The following is a 20,037-nucleotide window of genomic DNA, read 5'->3' on the forward strand; positions in this document are numbered from 1 at the left end:
GTAGGCCCGACCTTGTTCCGCACCGAGCCCGGTGCGCCAGAGTTGCTTGCCGTCGGCCAAGGCATACGCTGTGACCTGGAACCGATTCGTGACGATGATCTTCCCCGGCGTTCCCTTCTCTTCCAGATAGACCGACGCCAACTGTCGGCCGATGTAGTCGAGATCTCGGTTCGGCAACTGTTCGGGGTTCTTGCCGAACTCGCCGTCGACTTTCGCGAACGACTTGAGCGTGAACCGGCTCGGGGGCGGGATCGGCGAAGTTCCTTGCGAGCCGGCATCGACGACCGTCGAACTCATCCGGCTTTCGGTTTGCGGAGCCTGCTTGCGGAGCTCTTCGATCGTCCGCTCGAAGTCGGCCGGCGACAACGTCCACTCGCCCAACGTGACGGCCGAGGTCGGCGCGCCGCCGCAGTTGCGACCTTGCATCGCCGCCGCCCTGCGGATGCGCGCGTCGATCGCGGCCCGATCGGCAGGGGGAAGCTCCGTGCGCGTGGCGAAGTAGCAACCCTCGGCGCGTGCCGCATCTCCCTGAGCCAGTTCTCGATCGCCGAGCCACATCTGTGCCTGAGCCGCGGCGATCGTGCCGTAGAACTGCGTCGTCAGAGCCTGCACGGCATCGACGTCGCCGTCGGCCGTGGCTTGGCGGAGGCGAAGTTGGGCGAGCGCGCCGTATTCACGCTGCATGACCGTGCGCAGCTCGGCATGATCGCGCATCGCCAATGCCACGGCACCCGGCAACGACACCAACAGGTCGGAGTCGGCGGCGTTCGGCAACAGCCCTACCGCTTGTGCCGCGGTGACGCCGGTGATGATGCGGCAGGCATCCGAATACGCCTTCTCTTGCAACGCCGTCTCCAACTCGGCCAAGACGTTGTAGCCTTCTTTGCCGAATTGCTCGATCAACGGATGACGCCACTCAGGCTTAAACACCGTTTGCGTCGGAGTCGGAATCACTCCTTCCGGCACGGTGCGGCGTCGCTCGGCTTGCGCGGCGGCCCAATCGACGAGCGTCATGATCTGCTCGCGCGGCGGCGAGCGGCGATCCACGGCTTCGGCCTTGCCGCCGAAGAAATGCAGCACCCGACAGAGCTGATCGAGGTCGTTCCACTTGCCGGCGCGCAACAGCGCAGCGACTTCGTCGCGAATCATTTGCGTCGGAATGACCGGCATCTTGCCCGACGTCGTCAGCGGCGATTCCATCCAACGTCGGCGCGCAAACGTGAATCGATCGAAGGTTTCGTCCGCAATCGGCGGGCGATAATCGGCGATCGACTGTAAGAACCGCCCCTGCCATTCCGCACCGGCATTCCCCTCGGCGACATCCGAGGCCCAGGCGAGCGTCTCGAAGCCGAATGTCGAATCGCTCGGGCGTGCAGGGCCTTTACCCGCAGGCACGTCTTCCAGCAGCGGAACGCTCGGCGTCGAGTTGAGCCCGGCGAGCAAGGTCTTCGCCACATCGTAACGCGTACCCTTCGTCAGCAGCGCAGCGGCCGAGCGATGCAGCCCGTCGCGGTCGCGGCTCAAGACGTTGACGAGCCACGAAGTGTAATCTCCTTGATCGCGAACGACCGGCGTTTGCGCTACCAGGTCGTCGTCGGCCTTCAAGTAGTTCGAGGCGCGCACGCGCGTGAGCTTGATCTGCCGCTTGCCTTTGCCGGGATTGCAATAGACGCCGATCGTCGCCGGATTGTCGTCGGTGGCGCGAAACGGATCGAGGATCCGACCCCACGAACGCCCATCGGCCGAAGCGTAAACCTTGACGAGGCCGGCGCCGCAGACCATGCGTAAGCGGGCCGGGAACGCGATCGAAGTCAACGGTCCCGCTTGCGGGTTGTAGCGGAACCGCGGCTTGAGTTCGGTCGGTCGGCCCACGGCAACGACTAAATTTTCACCCGGTTTGTTCTCATAGAAGCCGACGGAAAAACGAGGCTGAGCCTCCGCGGTGCCGAGGAAGATGCCTGTCTGATCGTCGGCCGATTCGATTTCGTAAACCAGATCGTAGAGGCCGTCTTTCGGCAACGGGATCGTGGCATACGTCGGCTTCGTCGTGTCGAGCGCGGTGAGCAGCGCTCCTTCGTCGCCGAGTTGCTCGAAGTTTGCGCCGGCGGGGAGTTCCTTCGTCCATTTCGCACGGGCCAACGGAGGCCATGTGATCGGCTGCGGATACTCGACGAACGACGGAAAGCGATCTTCTTCCTCGTTCCAGCGCTTCGGCACATCGGCCACGCGTGTCAGACCGAACGCCTTCAACACGACGGCCCCTTCCAGGTTCGCGCCGTCGGGCGGGTTCGGCAGCGGAACCGCGAGCAAGAGAATATCGCCGCGCGAAAGATAAATCCGCCCGTTGTGATAGCGCAGATCGAACGGCCCTTCGCCGGTGCGCCGTGCGCGGTCGTTGTCGGCCGTGGCATACGACCAAGTCGCGGGAAGCGGCTCGTTCGGTCGCTTCGTCACGACGAACGCGGTCCATTGCTCGACCGGACGATGACGACGTTCCAACGTCACGCCGTGCAGGCCCGACCAAATGTGAATCTTCACGACTTCGGTCTGCTGTTCGATCGGCCAGAAGGTCAATGCCGCGTCGGCAGGCCACGGAGAGCGCAGTTGAAACGTGCCGCCGAGATGCAGTCCGTAGCGGTCGTCGCTTCCGACGGGACGCTGCTGACCGTTGATCGTCGTCCACCAGCGTTGCAAGCCGGCGGCGTCGCGCGTGAGCTTGCGATCGGTGAAGCAGAAGTCGTCGAACGAACGAGCCGCTTCGGCAAGCATCGGCGTCCAAGGCTCGTCGACATCGGCCGCGGCAGCGGTGGTCGGCGGCGGGGTCGGTTCCGGCGGTCGAACCGTGGCCGACGGCTGCGGAGTCGCCGCGGCGACCGGAGTCGTCGGACGGGGCTTCGGCTTGACCGTCGGCGGCAGTTCGACCGTGGGCTCCGGCGGTCGCTCGACGACCGGACGATCGTCGACCGGCTTCAGTGAACGGAGATACCAAATGCCGCCGATGCCGGCCACGAGCAACAAGACCGCGGCCCCGCGCAACCAACTACCGAGAAAGCGCGGAGCGCGGCGACGTTCGTCGTAGCGGGCCAATACTTGCTCGGCCGTGACCCGAACCTGCGTCAGGCCGCGCGTCAGCACTTGCTCGAGCAAGATCTGTTCGGCCAGCGCCGTGCGAACTTCCGGATTCGCCAGGGCTCGAGCGCGCAGCAACTCCAACTCTTCCGGAGTCCATTCGTCGGGCGGCGTCTCTTCGAGACGGTGGAGTAGTTCGTCGTCGGTCATTACGGCTCCGCTTGCTGTTTGCGGAGCAGACAATTCTTCAATGCCTGACGAGCGCGGAACATCAACAACTTCGCGGCACCCGCGCTCCGCCGGAGCTTTTCGCCGATCTCGGGAAGATGCAACTCCGAGCGATAGCGCATTTCGATCGCTTGCCGCGCAGTGTCGGCAAGCCCTTCCATGCAGACGGGCAAGTTGTCGGCTAAGTCACTATACATATCTTCCTTCGCTGCAACCGTCTCGTCGATCTCCAGGCAGGCTTCCGTCCAGGCGGTTTCCTTCCGCCGGCGATACTTCCGCGCATGCTCGAGCAGCAGATTGCGCGCGATGCCCAACAGCCAGGGCCGAACTTGTTGCGTGCCGTCGAACCGAGCCCAACTGGTAAAGCAACGGAGAAAAACCTCTTGCGTTAGGTCTTCGGCGTCGTGTGCGCGTAACATGCGAGCGCGCAAGTAACCGAAGACGACCGCTTGATGGCGTTCGACGAGTTGCGAGAAGGCCTGACGGTCGCCGCGCTGGGCGGCCTGAATGAGTGTTTCGTCTTCCACGGCGTCGGGCGGGATGGCGACACAGGGGGTGAACGGAGGCAGGCAAAATAGGGGAAGCTTAATCGTAGTCCATCGCCGGCGGACTGAATAGCCGGCGAACTACTGCGGAATTCACTTGCGCAACAAGTTGACCGTTTCGCGGCCGCGGTTACTTCTTGGCCGGCGCTTTTATAAAAGTTGCGCCTCGCAGGTCGATCTTGCACCCTTCTCCGGCCGGCTGAAACGAAAACTCGCAGCGGAGTTCCCGCCCGCGCAGCGACGTCGGGAGCGCAAACCTGAGCACCGGCGGATTGCGAGGGTCGGCCATCGTAGGAACGGAGGGGGCTTCTACGAGCGGCGTGCCTCCGCAGGTGATTTTCAGCGTCGTCGGCCCCCCCTTATCGCCGGCGGCTCCCGCGCGCACGACCAGCGCTTCCGCGTCCGCCGGAACAGCGAGCGTGCGCGACACGACGAGCGGCTTCTGCAGCACGGCGACGACCGAGCGCCATTCGTTGCCGTAGCCGTGGTTCACCAAACGCCACGCTTGGCCGTAGCTGCCCGCGACGCGCGCATCGTGTTCGCGCGTATACGATGCCACCGCGTGCTCGTCGACCTTCGACTTGAGCATCGCCGCATCGAGTTCCACGAGCGGCTCCAGCCAATCGAACACATCACGCACATCCAACGGATCGGAGCCGGCGGGTCGATCGTAAGGCAGCGCGTCGCACACCAAGACCAACCGATTCGGCTTCGCGGCGACGGGACGCAATTCCAATCGGCCCGAGTCGAGCGGAACGGCCGAGCCGACGATCGCGGGAGACTCATATAGCGGGCGGCCGGGAAGCGATCCGGCGGCGAAGTTCGAGCCGAAGAAGATCCGTGCCTTCACGCAGCCCCCTTCTCCCGCCGCGCGATCGAGCGCCAGCTGCGTCCGAAACGCCCGCGCCGAAATCGGCAAATCGAACTGCAACTCGCTATGAGCATGCACGCCGAAGCCCCAACCATAGTCTCGATCCACGGCCACGAGCGGCTCTCCTTGCACGTTCGCATCGGCGCGCCACTGCTTCCAACCTCCCGCCAGCGCCGCGCGATGCACGTAGCCCGACGGTTCGAGGTCGGACAACGGCGCTTCCGACGACTGAAAGATCGTCTGCGCGGCGACGATCGCCTGCGGAATCGTCAGCGGGTCGAGGCTCCAAGCCGGCTGCACGACGAACAACTGCGACTCCGGTTTCGAAACGTCGCCGGTAACGCGAAGGCGTTCGGTCGAGGTGGTGACGCGCGCGCCGGCCGTGGTGTCGAACCGGACGAGCCGTGCCGCGCCGTCGGGCGAAAGAATCGCGAGCCGGCCGGCATATTCTTCCCAAGGATCTCCTTCGCTGAGATGCACCTCGGCGATATCATCCCAGCCGATCTCTTCGGTCCCTTGCTCGACCAGCAACCGCACCCCGCCGGGAGCCCAGCGCAACGAACGAAACACCGTTTGCCGGCCATCGCGATAGAATAGCGTATTCGGACGTAAAGGGCGCGGCGTGCGTTCTTCCCAGACGACGCGCCGCAACCGCTCGACCGGCACGCGCATCCGTACCGGAACGTCCGGCATCGGACGATCCACCGCCGTCAACGGCTCCACGACCAAGCACGCCGGCCGATCTAAGCCGTCGGCCTCTTCGGGCAGATACTCCACGACCCGACCGGTGAGCCGATCACCGCCGCGGAGTTCGATACGACTGCCGAAATAAGTCGGTCGCGGAAGGGTGATGTTTCGGAGTCGACGCAACGAATTGTTGCCGACGAGCGGCGAGCGCTGACCGAGCGAAGGATTCGCTTCCTTCGCGATCCATTCCAGCGGCGTCGGCGACGGGGTCCGCGTCCCATCGCTCCAAACGGCCACATACGGCGGCTCGTCGGCGGCTCGAACGCAGCAGACCAACGATCCAAACGCGATCACGACGCAGCAGAGCCTAACAACGATGCGCATACGCAAACTCACGACTGCCGACCTAAAGCATCGACGAGAAACCGAGCCGGCGCAACCGCCGGGGGATCGTCGAGGATCCAGGGTAACAGAAGTCGGCACGCGTTGCGACGAAGTGCCTCTAAGCGGCCCGTTCCGAGTCGCCGTCGCGGCGCATGTCGATCACGCTCGGGGCTTTGACGCCGCTCGGCGATCGCGGGTGCGGTCCGTCGATCCGAATCCGATCGCCGGTCGAAACGACGGCGTAGGCCAAGCCGGGCCGTCCCAAAGCGGCCAAAGCACGGCGATGGCGACGGAACGAGACGATGTCGCAGCAGCCGATTCCTCGGCCGGCCAGCCGGAGCAATTTATCGCTCCACGCCCGGCGCGATACCAACTCGCCGGCGACCGCGAAGCCGTGCATCGCTAACGAGCGAATCCAACCGATCGAATGGGCGTTGCGCCAGAACAGCCGTTCGGCTCCCCGACCCGACGCCAGCGGCGAGGATTCGCGCAAGGTCGCGTCGCTCCGATAGGCGACGGAGCCCGGCTCGAACACCGAGCGATAGCCGGCTGCTTTGATCTGCAACGCGAGGTCGACATCGAGCAAACCGTCGGTCACCGACGAATCGAACGGGCTCGGCAGCGCAAGCAACACATCGCGACGATAGAAGGCCGCGATCAAGGTCGGCCCGAGCACGTCGATATTGCGCGTGAACTCTTCGGCCGAGCGTCCGCATCCGCGCCGCCGACGCGAGCCGCCGACGCCGTACTCCACGCCGACGCTGCAAACGACATCTTCATCCTCGCGCGAGCGCAGCACGAGCGGCGCCACGGCCGCTACGCGATTGTCGTAGAAATGGCCCAGCGCGGCCGAGGTCCAGCCTTCGTCGACTTCGGCGCCTGCCGCAAGAATATGGAGCACTTCGCCGCGGCAAAGGCGCAAGCCGGCTTCCAACGAACTCGCGGTGTCGGTTCCTTCGCGCACGACGATGAAACGAACTTCTTCACCGAGTTGATAGGGATCGTCGTACGGGCGGTTAAGCAGTACGACCACTTCGCAGTCGTCGGGCCGATTTTGCAGCACCGAGACGAGCGTCCCTTCCAACAGGTTCAGCGAGTCGAGAGCGGGTATGACGATCGAAAGCTTAGGCAAGAGACCACCCCTGCTGCGGGACCGACGTTCGGAATCCATTCCTCTCTTCGGCCCCCGTTTCGATCGGACGGATCGATCGACTTGGTGCGCAAAGAGAGTCGGCTATTCGCATACAGTCGGCCGAATGGGCGGTATAAGTTCACTCTCACCGACGGACAAAATGTCGCGACCGGAAAATGCCGCAATATCGAAGGCTTTACACAAAGGATGCCGGCAATGCATGCGCCCCGTTCGCCGTTGCCGCTCGTTCGCCTACCGGCCGCCGCGCGCCCAGACTTGCGCCAACTCGACGAGGACGTCGACCGCTGCCCCGAGGTCTTCCAAGCAGCACCATTCCAGCGGCGAGTGCGGATTCTGTTCGCCCGTCGAGAGGTTCGGCGTGGGGACGCCGATCTCGGTCAGTCGCGAACCATCGGTGCCGCCTCGAATGATCGTGCGTTTCGCCGTGCGGCCGAGATTGCGATGCGCCTGCTCGGCATAAGCCGCGGCGCGCGGCTCGCGCACCAAGCCGTCGGCCATGTTGCGATACTGCGGCGTGACGACGACCTCGACCTTGATGCCCGGAAACTCGCCGACGACTTGAGAAGCGGCGGCGCGCAGCAAGTCGGCCTGCGTCGCGAGTTGCGCCGTGTCGAAGTCGCGCAGCAGGAGATGCACGACCGTTTCGGCAACGCCCCCGCCGACATGATAGGGATGGATAAAACCGTCGCGTTCGTCGGTCGTTTCCGGCGACAGCCGATCGCGCGGCAACAGATCGACGAAGCGTGCCGCCGCGCGCACGGCATTCACCATCCGGCCTTTGCCGATCGAGGGATGGATGTTGATCCCCGTGATCGTGACGACGGCCATATCGGCCGAAAACGTCTCGACGTCGATGAGGTCGGAGCCCGAGCCGTCGAGCGTGTAGCAGCAAACGGCGGCGAGCTTCTTAGGATCGACGTGGTCGACGCCGTGGCCGATCTCTTCGTCGCAGGTTAGGCAAATCCGGATCGGGCCGTGTAATAATTCCGGTCGCTCGACGAGCGTATGCACCGCTTCGACGATCACGGCGATGCCGGCCTTGTCGTCGGCCCCGAGCAGGGTCGTGCCGTCGGTCGTGACGATTGTGTTGCCGACATACTTCTGAAGCTCCGGATTATCGGCGACTCGCAACACCTTCGTCGGATCGCCGGGCAGAGTGAGATCGCCGCCGGCATACGCGCGCCACACGATCGGCCGGACGTCTTTACCAGTTGTCTCAGGCGAGGTATCGAAATGGGCGCAGAAGGCGATCGCTTCGAGCGGCGCACTGCCGGCAGAAATGTTTCCCGGCAGCGTTCCCCAGACGAGGCCAAACGCATCTTGCTCGACGTCGGCCATGCCGATCGTGCGCAACTCGTCGGCCAACATCCGGCCGAGCACCAATTGCCCCGGCGAGCTTGGGTAGCAGCCGGCGTCGGGCACCGCCGTCGTATCGACTTTCACGTAGCGGCAGAAACGTTCGAGCAAGCGATCGAGATTCATGGGCACGATGTCCGTGGAGGGGGCGAAGACGGACGATTTACTTGAAGAAGCCGACGGCGTTCTTGAAGACCGCGAAACCGTCTCCCTCTTTCGGAAGCTCCTTGAGTCGTGTCCAGCGCGGATGTTGCAACGGATCGAGATGACGCTCGGGATGCGGCATCAATCCGCACACGCGACCGGTTGCATCGCAGATGCCGGCGATGTCGTTCGTCGCACCGTTGGGATTGTCGGGATAAGGAACCGAGTGCGTCGCCGAGGAAACGGAAGACGATGAAGCTGACACGACCGCGGCATCCTTCAACTGCCGATACTTCAACACCGCCTGACCGCCGGCTTCGAGCGACTTGAGCACCGCGGCATCGCGCGTGACGAACTTTCCTTCGGCATGCGCCACCGGCAGATACATGCTGTCGATCCCCTTCAAGAACACGCACTTCTCCCCGGCGACGCGCAGCCGGACCCAACGATCCTCGTACCGGCCGCTTTCGTTGAGCGCGAGCGTGGCTTGCGCCATCGGGAGCGCGGCAACCGCTGTTCCGGTCGTTGCCGCGTGATTGTCTTCAAGCAAGATGCCCGACTTCAACAGGATCTGAAAGCCGTTGCAGATGCCGAGGATCAGCTTGCCGGCATCGCGGAAGCGACGGAACTGATCGCCGAGGCGGACCCGAATCTGGTTGCCGAGGATCCGGCCTGCGGAAACGTCGTCGCCGTAGCTGAACCCGCCGGGAAGGCAAAGGATCTGGAAATCGTCGAGCGCCGCGGGTGTTTCCCGCAGACGATTGATATGCAGCCGTTCGGCGACCGCTCCGGCCCGCTCGAAAGCGTAAGCGGTTTCCAAATCGCAATTGGTGCCGGGAGCACGAAGGACGAGAACGCGGGGTTGGGCCATGGTGTTCGGAGTCGGAGTACGTGTTTTGATGAAGGCCTAATGACTAATGTCTAATGACTAAAGAATGACGAAGACCGAAGCACTAACGACTAGAAGCAGGTTCGACGCCTCGAAGCTTCCTTCGAGCTTCGATATTCGTGCTTCCTTAGTCATTAGACATTAGTCATTGGTCATTCAAATCGGAGCGGCTTCTTCCAAGTCTCTTTCAAATCGGCGAGCGTGGCATCGACCACGCGCGGCACGCGTAGTTCGCTCGGCTCGTCCGGGTCGTCGCGCATCGGCTGCGGGAGGCCGAAGATTTCGAGCCTGCCGGTGTCGGTTACTTCTCCTACGAGGGCGTGCGGCACACCCGCTAAGAGCTTCTCGAACTCTTTCGCCTTCGCTTGCGGCACTTCGCAGAGGAACCGGCTGCTCGATTCGGCGAAGAGCAATACGGCGGTCGCTTCCGGCATGGCGCTCAGCGCGTGCAGTTCCAGGTGTTCGTTATCGCCGGCAAGTTGCGCAGTGCGCTTTTGCACTGCGGGATCGAGCACCAACGAGTACGGCACTTCCGCCAAGTGAACCCGCGCCCCGAGGTCGCCGGCGAACGCCATCTCGGCAACCGCCGCGGCGAGGCCTCCTTCGCTCAGGTCGTGGCAAGCGCGAACCGTGCGGGCCTTGATCGCCTTATGCACCGCCTCGAACGTCCGCTTCGCCAACACCGGCTCGACCTGCGGCACTTGCCCCCCGGAAAGTTTTTGCACCAGCGCGAAGTGCGAGCCGCCGAGTTCGTTGCGCGTCGTGCCGACTTGGTACAGCAAGTTGCCGGCTTCCTTCAGGTCCATCGTCACGGCTTGCGCAGCGTCGTCCATCTGGCCGATCGCGCTGATGAGTAGCGACGGCGGGATCGAGATCGTGTTTCGCTTGCCGTCCGGGCTGTTGAAGCGGAAGACGTTGTTCAAGCTGTCCTTGCCGCTGATGAACGGCGTTTCGAGCACGAGCGCCAAGTCGTAGCAAGCCAAGGCCGCGCGCACGAGCGAACCGAGCGTTTCCGGCAACTCACAATCGCCCCAACAGAAATTATCGAGCACGGCGATCCGCTTCGGATCGGCTCCGACCGCCACGCAGTTGCGCATCGCTTCGTCGATCGCGCAGGCCGCCATGTGGTAGGTGTCGAAGTCACCGTAGTGCGGGTTCATGCCGTTGCCGATGACGAGCGCACGCTTCGAGCCGGGCACGGGGCGCACGACCGCGGCATCGCTCGGGCCGTCGTTCTCGGCACCGACGAGCGGCTTCACGATGCTGCCGGCTTGCACTTCGTGATCGTACTGCCGGATGACCCATTCCTTGCTCGCCACGTTGAGCGAGCCGAGAATCAAGCGCAGCTCGGGCGTGTAGTCCCAGGTGTATTTCGTCGGCAACGGTTGTTGCGAGGTCGGAGCCGGCGAATAGATCGCTTCGCGCACGACCGGAGGCCGACCTCCGTGGAGAAACTCCATCGCCAGGTCGGCGACTTGCGCTTCGTTGTACAAGAGCTTTAAGCGGCCCGTCGGCACGAACTTGCCGATGATCGTCGCTTCGACCGACTCGCTCGCGCAGAGCGCGGCGAACTCTTCCCATTTGTCGGCCGAGACGGAAAGGACCATCCGTTCCTGCGCTTCCGAGATCCACATTTCGGTGTAAGTGAGTCCGTCGTACTTGAGCGGAATGCGGTCGAGCCATACTTCTGCGCCGAGGTCTTCCCCCATCTCGCCGACGGCGCTGGAGAAGCCCCCTGCCCCGCAATCGGTGATCGCGGTGTAGAGATTACGATCGCGGGCTTCGAGAATCACATCGAGCACCATCTTCTCGGTAATCGCATTGCCGATCTGCACGGCTCCGCCGCTCAACGTTTCGCTTTCGGTCGTGAGTTCGGCGGAGCTGAACGTCGCTCCGTGGATGCCGTCGCGACCGGTTCTTCCCCCGACGGCGACGATATAGTCGTTCGGCAGCGTTTGCTTGAACGCCTTATCGACCGGGATCAAACCGACGTTGCCGCAGTAGACGAGCGGGTTGGCGAGGTAGCGTTCGTCGAAGAAAAGCGCGCCGTTGACGGTCGGAATTCCCATCCGGTTGCCGTAGTCGCGCACACCGGAAACGACCCCCTTCATCACGCGCTTCGGATGCAGCACCCCTTGCGGAATGCGCTCGGGCGCGAGGTCGGGGGGCGCGAAGCAAAAGACGTCGGTGTTGCAGATCGGCTTCGCGCCGAGGCCGGTCCCGAGCGGATCGCGAATCACGCCGCCGAGCCCTGTGTTGGCGCCGCCGTAAGGCTCCAGGGCCGACGGATGGTTATGCGTTTCCACTTTGAAACAAACGTGGTTCGTCTCATCGAACTTGATGACGCCGGCGTTGTCTTTGAAAACGCTCACGCACCAATCGTTCGCTCCCCAACGCTTGCGCAGTTCTTGGGTCGCGGCGAAGATCGTCTCCTTGAGCATGTTCTGAAACGTCCGCTCTTGGTTGCCGTCCGTGTAGCGAATCCGGCCGGCGAGCGTCTTGTGGCTGCAATGCTCGCTCCACGTTTGCGCGATCGTTTCAAGCTCGGCATCGGTCGGGTCGCGGCCGAGTTCGACGAAGTGCTTTTGAATCGTCTGCATCTCGATGAGGCTCAGATACAACTGCCCGGTCTTGCTGAGCTTCGCAAGCGCGGCATCGTCGAGCGTGCGATACGGCACCGTGACGAGTTGAAACACATACTTCGAGCCGAGCTCGAGCTTCGCAAACGGCAACGGCCCGACGACCGATTGCTCGATCGCATCGTTGGCGAGAATCTTCGTCGCCAGGATCTTGAGCACGGCCGGCTCGAGCGGCGAGAGCCAATACTTATGCAAAGTCCGAACCGCATCGGCCTTCAGCCCGAGATCGGCGATCGCCGACAACACGCTCTGCGCGGTCGGGTCCATCACGCCCGGCTTCGGCATCACTTGCACGAGTTGCGTCTTGCCGGCAGGCGCTTCGAGCAGCCCTCCGTTTTCTTTCGCCGCACTGCCGACCAAACCGACGACGGCCCGCTCGACGACCGAATCGCACAAGAGTTCGCGCGCGATCCGTTCGATATCGGCCCGCTCCAGCGTAGGGCCGCCGCTACCTGACTGGATCAAGAAGCCGCGCGCCGCGACGACGTCGATCTTGCCCAGACCGAGTTCGGCCGCGTCTCCCGCAACGCGCAACCCCACCAAGTCGGGCTGGCCTGCGAGCGGATAAATATCGACTTCCCAAAGTGCCACTGTGGTCTCGTCCTGTTCAAGTTGAAGTTAGTTTGTCAGCGACGCTCGACGTTCACGCCCGAGCGTAAGCAACCGCTCGACGGCCGCATCGTCGCGGCTTTCGAGGGCGGTGAGAAACTCGGCCAAGCGCGTTTGCACGAGCTGTAATGCGGCGATCACCTCGACCCGATTGTCGCCGAGGATCTGACGCCAGAGCGAACTATCCGACGCGGCGATGCGCGTCGTATCGCGCCAGCCGCCTGCGGCGAAATCGAGGTAGAATTCCGGCGTCGTGCCGGCGAGCGCCGAAGCGACGACGTGCGGCACGTGGCTCGTCGCGGCAAGCGCTTGGTCGTGCGCCTCGGGGGTCATCTCGACGACGCGCGAGCCGAGCGACTTCCAGAACTCGACGATCGCTTCTTTCGCCGCCGTCTCATTATTAAGTGCGTCGTTTTTCAGTGCGTCGTTCGCGGCCGGTGTGACGACCGTGACCCGATCTTGAAACAATCCCCGCATCGCAGCTTCGGGTCCGCTTTTCTCGCTGCCGGCGATCGGGTGGCTCCCGACGAACGTCACGCCGGCGGGCAATCGACCGGCCAGCCCGCGCACGATCGAACGCTTCGTGCTGCCGACATCGGTAATCAAGGTTCCCGGCTTGCAGGCTTGGGCTACGGTCAGCACGTCGTCGACGATCCGCCCGACCGGCGTACAGACGACGACCAACTCCGCAGCGGCGACCCCTTGGGCTAGGTCGAGCGTCGTCTCCGTGACCGCGCCGACGCGCTCGGCCGTGGCAAGGCTAGCCGCGCGGTGCCCGATGCCGACGACTCGTCGCGCGGTTTTCTGCGCGAGCAGATCGAGACCGATCGAACCGCCGATCAGCCCGACTCCGACGATGGCGACGGTATCCCAGTGTTTCATGAACTTGGCGGAATTGGACGCGGCCGCCGACCGCATCACGCTCGACGAAAAGTACCAGTGAAGAGTCTCGAATTGTAGCAAACGAAGCCCCGGCCGCGCAGTATGCCGCGTAGCGGAAAAAACCACCTCGCGACGGCCCAGCGCGACCCGTCGCAACGGCTTACGAGCATTCAGCTTCGGAGCTTGCGACTCTTACGGTGCAGCGCTCTTCGCCGGTTCGCCGAGCGCTTTTCGTAAAATCGGCTCGAGCACGTCCGCATAATGCATGAACCCGAGATCGGTCGGATGCGAGCCGTCGACAGTGTCTTCGTAGTCTTCGCGCAGCAGTTGTTCCCCTTCGACGTACGTCAGGCCGGTCACGCCGGCCTTGAGCAGCCGCTCGTAGGCGGCTTTGTAGGCGGCGCGGCTCGTGTCGTTGCGTTTCCGTTTCGATGCCGCCCAATCGGCATCGGAGTACGTCCGGTCTTCCACCAGCATGATCGGCGTCGTCGGATGAGCCTTGCGCAGCGCCGCGACGAGCGGTTCGGTCCGCTCCGTCACTTGCTTCGCATCGATGTTCGGCAGGCAATCGATCACGTACAGCGCCGGATCGAGTTCGGCCAACAGATTCGCCAACTCGATCTCCATCTTGCCGCTGCCGGAGAAGCCGAGGTTGATGATCGGTCGATCAAGCCGGCGGCCGAGGATCGACGCATGGGCCATGCCGGGCCGTGAGGCGCAGCCCCCTTGCATGATGCTGGTGCCGTAGAAGACGATCGGCTTCTTCTTCGCCGCTTCGCTCTCGGAGCGCGTGAGGGTGGCATCGGCAGGAATGCCGATCTGCACGTCGCTTACGCCGTTATAGAGCGGCAAGTACAAGAGATACTCGCGCTCGCCCGGCGGAAGCTCCGAGGCGATCATGGTTCGTTGCGTCTGCGCCGTCGGACGTCCGCCGGCGATCCAGCGCCACTGGCCGGCATCGTTGCGACCGTAGAGATCGACGCCGCTCACGCCGGTTGCAGGCATGTGGGGCATCGCGAGATTCGGTGAGCGAAGCCCCCAAAAAACATGGATCGAAGGGGTCTGCGCGCGAAACCGCACGAGCATCCCCGCCGACTGCTTACTCAGCCCCCAAACGGACTTCGGCACCGTCTTCTCGGCCTTCGACGGCAGCCGGTCGTAGAAGTCGTTCACATCGCTCCAGCCGCGTCCTTCGATGCCGATCTCCTTCGCGTCGAACCACCGGAGCGGGCTCCCCTCGACGGCAACCGACTTCACCGGCTCGGCCCCGTACGCGCGCGAACAGAGCAGCCGCGCCTCCTGCGGAGCCCCCGGCAGCACGATCGCGAACACAATCAACGACGGGACGACAAGCGACGACGCGCGACGATTCGACTTACGGAAGAGGGAAAACATGGGGCGTGCTCCGTTGGGGGCGGGCGACTTGCGGCGAAGACGGCAATATAACCATGCCCGCTGGCCGTTGATAGCATCGGCCGGGGCGATTCGCGGCACGGCCGTGATCGCTGCGGTCGGCGGGTGGCGGTGCCGAGCTTCGGAGATATAATGCCCGGTGTATCGGAGAGTTTTTCAGCGTTATTTCGCATCGTCCCTACGGAGAGGAATCGGAACATGTTGTGCACCGAATCGATCGGTATTATTCACGCGGCGCTCGTCCTCATGGTCGTCGGCTGTGCCGTGAGCAGCAGCAAGTCTTCGGCTGCGGAGCCGTTGCCGCAAGTTTTGTTGAAGACCAGCAAGGGTGATGTGCTGATCGAGTTGTATGAAGATGAAGCGCCGAACACGGTCGCGAACTTCGTGAACCTCGTCGAAAAGAAATACTACGACGGCATTATCTTCCATCGCGTGATCGAAGGCTTCATGGCTCAAGGGGGCGATCCGACCGGCACCGGCGCGGGCGGCCCAGGCCACCTGATCGATTGCGAAGTCGATCGTCCTAACGCCCGTCGCCACCAACGCGGCTCGCTCAGCATGGCGCACCGCGGCCCGAACACCGGCGGCTCGCAATTCTTCCTCTGCTTCGTTCCTACGGCCCATCTCGACGGCAAGCACACCGTGTTCGGGCAAGTGGTGCAAGGGATGGAAAACGTCGACAAGTTGATGCCGCGCGACCCACGCGCCGGCGGCCCGAGCGACAAGATCATCACGGCCACGGTGGTGCGCAAGCGCGACCATGAGTACAAGCCGAAGACGAACCCGGGCAACTAACGCTCGCGCTCGCTCACGATGCTAAACAAGCTCGCCGCGGAACCGTTTGTTCCGCGGCGAGCTTTGTTTTTTTGCGAACCATTCCCAGCGAGCGACCGGAAGTTTTATAGCCGCATTACCGAGTTGCCGCTCACGCGCGTCACGAGCCGGCGCATCTCTAAGACGCTGATCGTCGTCAACACCTGCGCCACAGCCAGGCCCGAGCAGGCGATCAACTCGTCGACCGTCGTCACGCGATTTTCGCCGATCGCCGTGAGCACGAGCTTTTCGTTGGCATTCAGCAGCAACTCCGCCGGCTTGTGCACCGGCGGGCCATCCTCGCGCTGCGCCGCTTCCGGAAGCGGACCGAGTTCTTCGAGAATATCGTCGATCGATTCGACGAGCTTCGCGCCGTCGCGCAACAGCTGATGGCAACCGTGCGATAAATTGCTGTCGATCCGCCCCGGCACGGCGAACACATCCCGATTCTGTTCATAAGCATGCCGCGCAGTGATGAGCGCGCCGCTTCGAAACGCCGCTTCGACGACGATCACGCCGAGCGATAATCCGGCGATGATGCGATTGCGTTGCGGAAACGCTCCGGCAACCGGATCGGTGAGGATCGAAGATTCGCTGATGAGCGCGCCGTTCTGCACGACGTCGAGCGCGAGGTCTTTGTGTTCCGGCGGATAGATTTTTCCCAAGCCGCTGCCGAGCACCGCGAAAGTTCTGCCGCCGGCGTCGAGCGCTCCCCGATGGGCCGCGGCATCGATGCCGCGCGCCCACCCGCTGACGCCCGTCACGCCGGCCCGCGCGAGCCCGTCGGCAAGTCTTTGAGCGGTTTGAATTCCGTAACTCGTCGCATGCCGCGAGCCGACGATCGCCACGGCCACGGCGTCTTGCGGCTTGATCGTTCCTTGCACGTACATAATGGTCGGCGGATCGGGAATCTCCGCGAGCCAGCGCGGATATTGCGGCGTGTCGCGTGCCACGACCGCCACGCCGCGCTCGCGACACAGACGCAACTCGGCCGCCGGATCGATCTCGGTGCGCGCTCGCACGATCTCGTCGCTCAGCTTCGGCCCGATCCCGGGCACCGATTGCAGTTCTTCTTCGCTCGCGCGGAAGATCGCCTCGGCCGTTTCGAAGCGCGTGAGCAAGAGTTGCGTCAGACGCGGGCCGATGCCGCTCGTCATCGAGAGCCGCAGCTTCGCCAACAGCGAGGCGTTGTCTCGCGCCGGGCTCTCCCCATTCGCCGAAGGAGCTTGCTCAGAATCGTCGGCGTCGCGCATGAGAGGTCCCGAGGCTTTTCGCAGTTGCGGAAAGCCGGGCATTATAGACCTCGAGGCGCAAATAAGTCACGACGGACCCGAGCGCTTTTTCAAGCATTCGAGCGAACATCGCCCCTCAGGTCGCAACAACGACTTCCGTTACGAGCCGACGGCGAGCGCCGCCGAGCCGCGCTCGTACAGCGAACTTCCGCCATGGACGCCGAGCGACGTCAGATCGCTCAGGCTGGCGAACATATCCAGTTCGGCCGGAATCTCTTCGCGGCGAATGCGTACATCATCCGGCGCGTCGATGCCGACTTGCACGCGTCCCCGTCCGAGACGCACGATCGTCACCGTAATATCGTCGCCGATCCGAATCGATTCGTGCAACTTGCGGGACAAGATCAACATGGCCTGTCTCCTTAGAAGGCGAAGCGTCGACGAGCACCGTCGGCCCGTCTCTCGCCCGTGAATGCTAACGAGCGCGTGCTAGCATTTGATGAGCTTCGGCTATGGATTCGATAGTATTTCGAATTCCGCAGGGTGAAACGACTATCCCGCCGATTTCAAACGTCGCGTGGTTTTGCGACGAATCTCGGGCTTATCTTGCACTACCTCGGTATGCGTTACCGTGGTCGCTTGCTGGATGTCGAGCTTCGGCTCGATGTCGCCGAGATCGTGGCGCACGAACTGCCCGAGCGCGTCGCGGTGCGGCGCTCCGGAAGCGGCCGAGGCGACCGGCATCGTGAGTGTCACGCTCCAGGTTCCTTTCGCATCGGCGCGGACCAGCCAATGCGGTACGACGCACGTCGCTTGATGCGTCGCTTCGAGCCCGCCTTGACGACGATGCACGGCGCGAATCGGGTACGTGAGAAACGACGCCGGCCGAGACGTGGCGATGCCGATGCGCAAACCGAGCGCGGCATCGACGAGCTCCAAATCGCGCAGGTTCGGAAATTCGAGCGGTCGCGAAAGATCGCCGAGGCGCCGTTCGCCGTTCTGCTGCAAGTATCGATCTTCGCCGTGCTCGAAGCCGGCGAAGTTGAACTCGACCGCGAAGTGGAACGTCTTATCGGCCGGTAAGTTTTCCAAGACGTATTCGCACGTCAGCTGATCGGCCCCGGCCGCGAGCACGATCGTCTTCGTCATCCGAACCGGCAGCCCTGCCACGAAGCCGAGCCGGCGCATCCGCAGTTCCGCTGTTTGCGGCGTTCGCCGAACCTGAAACGGAAACACCGCACCGGCGAAGTCGCCGATGTCGAACATGCGCCCGGCGGCCATCTCCGCAGCAGAGGGGGATTCGGCATAGAAATGCTCGACGAACGAACGGCGCGAAGCGGCATCCGACGCGCCGGAGAACATCGCCGCGCGCACTTCGGCATCGGTCGTGTGATCGGCCTCGGCATGAAACGCTTCCGGCTTCCGCGCCACGGTCGCGAGCACGTTCGTCGCCCCGCGGCGCAGATCGAGTTCGTATAAGTTGCCGCCGGCGTGCGGCGCAAAGAAGGCGATCAACCGGTCGTTCGCCAGGCAAACTTCTTGATGAGCGTCGAGGTTATGGTCGCGCACGACGAGATCGGTCCATTGCGGCGGACGATCGGCCGTGCGGTCGAGAAGGTCATCGGCTCTGATCAAATGGCGATAGATCGCTTGCCGGAGATGGCTCAGATAAACGCCGCCGAACGTCCCGTGCCAATAAGCGCAGTTGCATTGAGCTCGATACAGCTCGCGCGACGCGGCTTCCAACACCTCGGCCGGATAACCCGCGGCCCGTGCCCGCTCGACCCGATCGCTCACCATGAGCATTCGAGTGTGCATCTCGCCGGCCTCGGGATACTTCACTAAGAAGTTCCGCCAATTGCCCGGCTTGGCTCGGCCTTCGGAATCACGCGGAGCGGAGTCCATCGCCGCCCATTCCGTCATCTCGCGGTAGCTGCCGTCGGGAAGATAAATCTTGCCGAGCGGCGCGACGTTCGTGCACAGATCAGCCGGCGTCGTCGTTTCGATCCAATGGTTCTCTTCGAGCAACTCGAAGAACCGCTCCAGCCAATTACTCTCGCGGCAATACTCTTTCGTGCCGGGCCAAGAGCCGAACTTCTCGCCGTCGTCGGCGAAGACCAACGTCGAGCCAGGCTGCGCCTCGGCGACTTCGCGCATGTAGTCGATCGTCGCTTCAGGCGATGCGAACGGAATCATATACCGCAGCCGTTCGTTGCCGGGAAACACGGCCAGCAACCGACCTTCGTCTTCCGTGAGGTAGTAGCCCCGCAGTTGCTCGGGCTTGAGCCCTGCATTGGCGAAGTGAAAATCATCGACGATCGTGTGTTCGATTCCCGCGGCGGCCAAGTCGCCGGCGAGTTGTTGTTCCCACACCCGTTCGGCCAGCCACATCCCGCGCGGCGCTGCGCCGAAGCGCTCGGCGAGTTTCGCGCTGAACAGTTGAATTTGTGCGAGCCGATCGCGACGAGGAATCATCGGGAGAATCGGTTCGTAATAGGCGCCGCCGAGAATCTGCACTCGGCCGGCTTTGTGCAACGCCGCGACCTCGTCGAGATATTCCGGATGCCGTTCTTCGAGCCAGTCGAACAGGCTGCCGCTGAAGTGGAGCGCCGCGCGCAACTTCGGACGCCGCGCGAGCGCGCGAAGAAACGGCAAGTAGCTATCCGTGTATGCCTCTTCGACGATGTGGTCGAAGTTGCCGATCGGCTGATGATTGTGAACGACGAGCGCCAGGCGAAGCTGCGGATTCATGGTCGCATCCATGCGGCAAGAACGATTGCGCGCGAGCTTCTTGTCTCTGCGCGGCGCGCTGAAGGTGCGCGTGGGCATAATAGCCCGACGAGGGAGGTACGACCAAGAGCAATCGGCGCGAATGCCGGCGGGGCCGGCAACTTAGCCGGAACGCGTTAGCGTCCGGTTCGATGCACCGCGAGCGGGTCGACCCATCGCGCGGGGATCGTGCCGCAGGACCGGGGGCTAACGCCCAGGGTTGTGAAGCTAGCTTTTCGGTTGTTTTGCTTGATCGAGGATTCGTTGTGTGGCGAGGTGGCCTCCTCGGGCTTTAGGACCGAGCGGAGCTACGGGCTGCGCGGGAGATTTCTTTTTCTTGCGGGGTTCGGTGAA

General features: G+C 63.3%; 13 protein-coding genes. 1 reads left to right on the forward strand and 12 read right to left on the reverse strand.

Annotated elements, in window-relative coordinates:
- From K8U03_24425 to K8U03_24465, 9 genes are all read right to left on the reverse strand, one after another.
- The coding region (locus tag K8U03_24425) for a hypothetical protein (protein MCE9608044.1) at nucleotides 1-3,279 on the reverse strand (3,279 nt) is incomplete at its 3' end.
- Entirely contained in the window at nucleotides 3,279-3,824 is a 546-nt protein-coding gene (locus K8U03_24430; protein ID MCE9608045.1) for an RNA polymerase sigma factor, read from the reverse strand. The genes K8U03_24425 and K8U03_24430, both read right to left, overlap by 1 nt.
- A gap of 148 nt (nucleotides 3,825-3,972) precedes the next feature.
- Nucleotides 3,973-5,784, reverse strand: a complete 1,812-nt coding sequence (locus tag K8U03_24435) for an NPCBM/NEW2 domain-containing protein (protein ID MCE9608046.1) — start codon at nucleotides 5,782-5,784, stop codon at nucleotides 3,973-3,975.
- Between the two features lie 118 nt (nucleotides 5,785-5,902).
- Entirely contained in the window at nucleotides 5,903-6,916 is a 1,014-nt protein-coding gene (locus tag K8U03_24440; GenBank protein ID MCE9608047.1) for a glycosyltransferase family 2 protein, read from the reverse strand.
- A 252-nt stretch (nucleotides 6,917-7,168) separates the two neighbouring features.
- Nucleotides 7,169-8,419: a peptidase T gene (gene pepT, locus K8U03_24445; GenBank protein ID MCE9608048.1), complete on the reverse strand. Its 1,251-nt coding sequence runs from the start codon at nucleotides 8,417-8,419 to the stop codon at nucleotides 7,169-7,171.
- 37 nt (nucleotides 8,420-8,456) lie between these two features.
- The gene (locus K8U03_24450; protein MCE9608049.1) at nucleotides 8,457-9,308 is read right to left on the reverse strand and encodes a phosphoribosylformylglycinamidine synthase subunit PurQ; all 852 of its coding nucleotides are present in this window, start codon (nucleotides 9,306-9,308) and stop codon (nucleotides 8,457-8,459) included.
- A gap of 170 nt (nucleotides 9,309-9,478) precedes the next feature.
- On the reverse strand, nucleotides 9,479-12,556 hold the full coding sequence (purL, locus tag K8U03_24455; GenBank protein MCE9608050.1) for a phosphoribosylformylglycinamidine synthase subunit PurL: 3,078 nt from the start codon (nucleotides 12,554-12,556) through the stop codon (nucleotides 9,479-9,481).
- A 27-nt stretch (nucleotides 12,557-12,583) separates the two neighbouring features.
- On the reverse strand, nucleotides 12,584-13,456 hold the full coding sequence (locus tag K8U03_24460) for a prephenate dehydrogenase/arogenate dehydrogenase family protein (protein MCE9608051.1): 873 nt from the start codon (nucleotides 13,454-13,456) through the stop codon (nucleotides 12,584-12,586).
- Nucleotides 13,457-13,648: 192 nt separating this feature from the next.
- A complete protein-coding gene (locus K8U03_24465) occupies nucleotides 13,649-14,851 on the reverse strand; it encodes an SGNH/GDSL hydrolase family protein (GenBank protein MCE9608052.1) in 1,203 nt (400 codons plus the stop codon).
- 264 nt (nucleotides 14,852-15,115) lie between these two features.
- Between K8U03_24465 and K8U03_24470 the strand changes: the two genes are divergently transcribed.
- Nucleotides 15,116-15,664 (forward strand): peptidylprolyl isomerase, encoded by a 549-nt coding sequence (locus K8U03_24470; GenBank protein ID MCE9608053.1) that lies wholly within the window; start codon nucleotides 15,116-15,118, stop codon nucleotides 15,662-15,664.
- Between the two features lie 104 nt (nucleotides 15,665-15,768).
- Here K8U03_24470 and dprA read toward each other — a convergent pair whose 3' ends face one another.
- The 3 genes from dprA to K8U03_24485 form a co-directional block, all read right to left on the reverse strand.
- Entirely contained in the window at nucleotides 15,769-16,935 is a 1,167-nt protein-coding gene (gene dprA / locus K8U03_24475; protein ID MCE9608054.1) for a DNA-processing protein DprA, read from the reverse strand.
- 138 nt (nucleotides 16,936-17,073) lie between these two features.
- Complete coding sequence (locus tag K8U03_24480) at nucleotides 17,074-17,325, reverse strand: carbon storage regulator (protein MCE9608055.1); 252 nt, start codon at nucleotides 17,323-17,325, stop codon at nucleotides 17,074-17,076.
- Nucleotides 17,326-17,466: 141 nt separating this feature from the next.
- Entirely contained in the window at nucleotides 17,467-19,743 is a 2,277-nt protein-coding gene (locus K8U03_24485) for a DUF1926 domain-containing protein (protein ID MCE9608056.1), read from the reverse strand.
- Nucleotides 19,744-20,037: the final 294 nt, after the last annotated feature.

The sequence above is a fragment of the Planctomycetia bacterium genome (genome assembly GCA_021413845.1).
Taxonomy (GTDB): Bacteria; Planctomycetota; Planctomycetia; order Pirellulales; family PNKZ01; genus PNKZ01.

Excerpts from the sequence above, each read along its gene's own strand:
- K8U03_24465 (MCE9608052.1), bottom strand. The coding sequence starts at position 14,851 with ATGTTTTCCCTCTTCCGTAAGTCGAATCGTCGCGCGTCGTCGCTTGTC.
- K8U03_24435 (MCE9608046.1), bottom strand. The coding sequence starts at position 5,784 with ATGCGCATCGTTGTTAGGCTCTGCTGCGTCGTGATCGCGTTTGGATCG.
- pepT (MCE9608048.1), bottom strand. The coding sequence starts at position 8,419 with ATGAATCTCGATCGCTTGCTCGAACGTTTCTGCCGCTACGTGAAAGTC.
- K8U03_24480 (MCE9608055.1), bottom strand. The coding sequence starts at position 17,325 with ATGTTGATCTTGTCCCGCAAGTTGCACGAATCGATTCGGATCGGCGAC.
- K8U03_24460 (MCE9608051.1), bottom strand. The coding sequence starts at position 13,456 with ATGAAACACTGGGATACCGTCGCCATCGTCGGAGTCGGGCTGATCGGC.
- K8U03_24470 (MCE9608053.1), top strand. The coding sequence starts at position 15,116 with ATGGTCGTCGGCTGTGCCGTGAGCAGCAGCAAGTCTTCGGCTGCGGAG.
- dprA (MCE9608054.1), bottom strand. The coding sequence starts at position 16,935 with ATGCGCGACGCCGACGATTCTGAGCAAGCTCCTTCGGCGAATGGGGAG.
- K8U03_24450 (MCE9608049.1), bottom strand. The coding sequence starts at position 9,308 with ATGGCCCAACCCCGCGTTCTCGTCCTTCGTGCTCCCGGCACCAATTGC.
- K8U03_24485 (MCE9608056.1), bottom strand. The coding sequence starts at position 19,743 with ATGCCCACGCGCACCTTCAGCGCGCCGCGCAGAGACAAGAAGCTCGCG.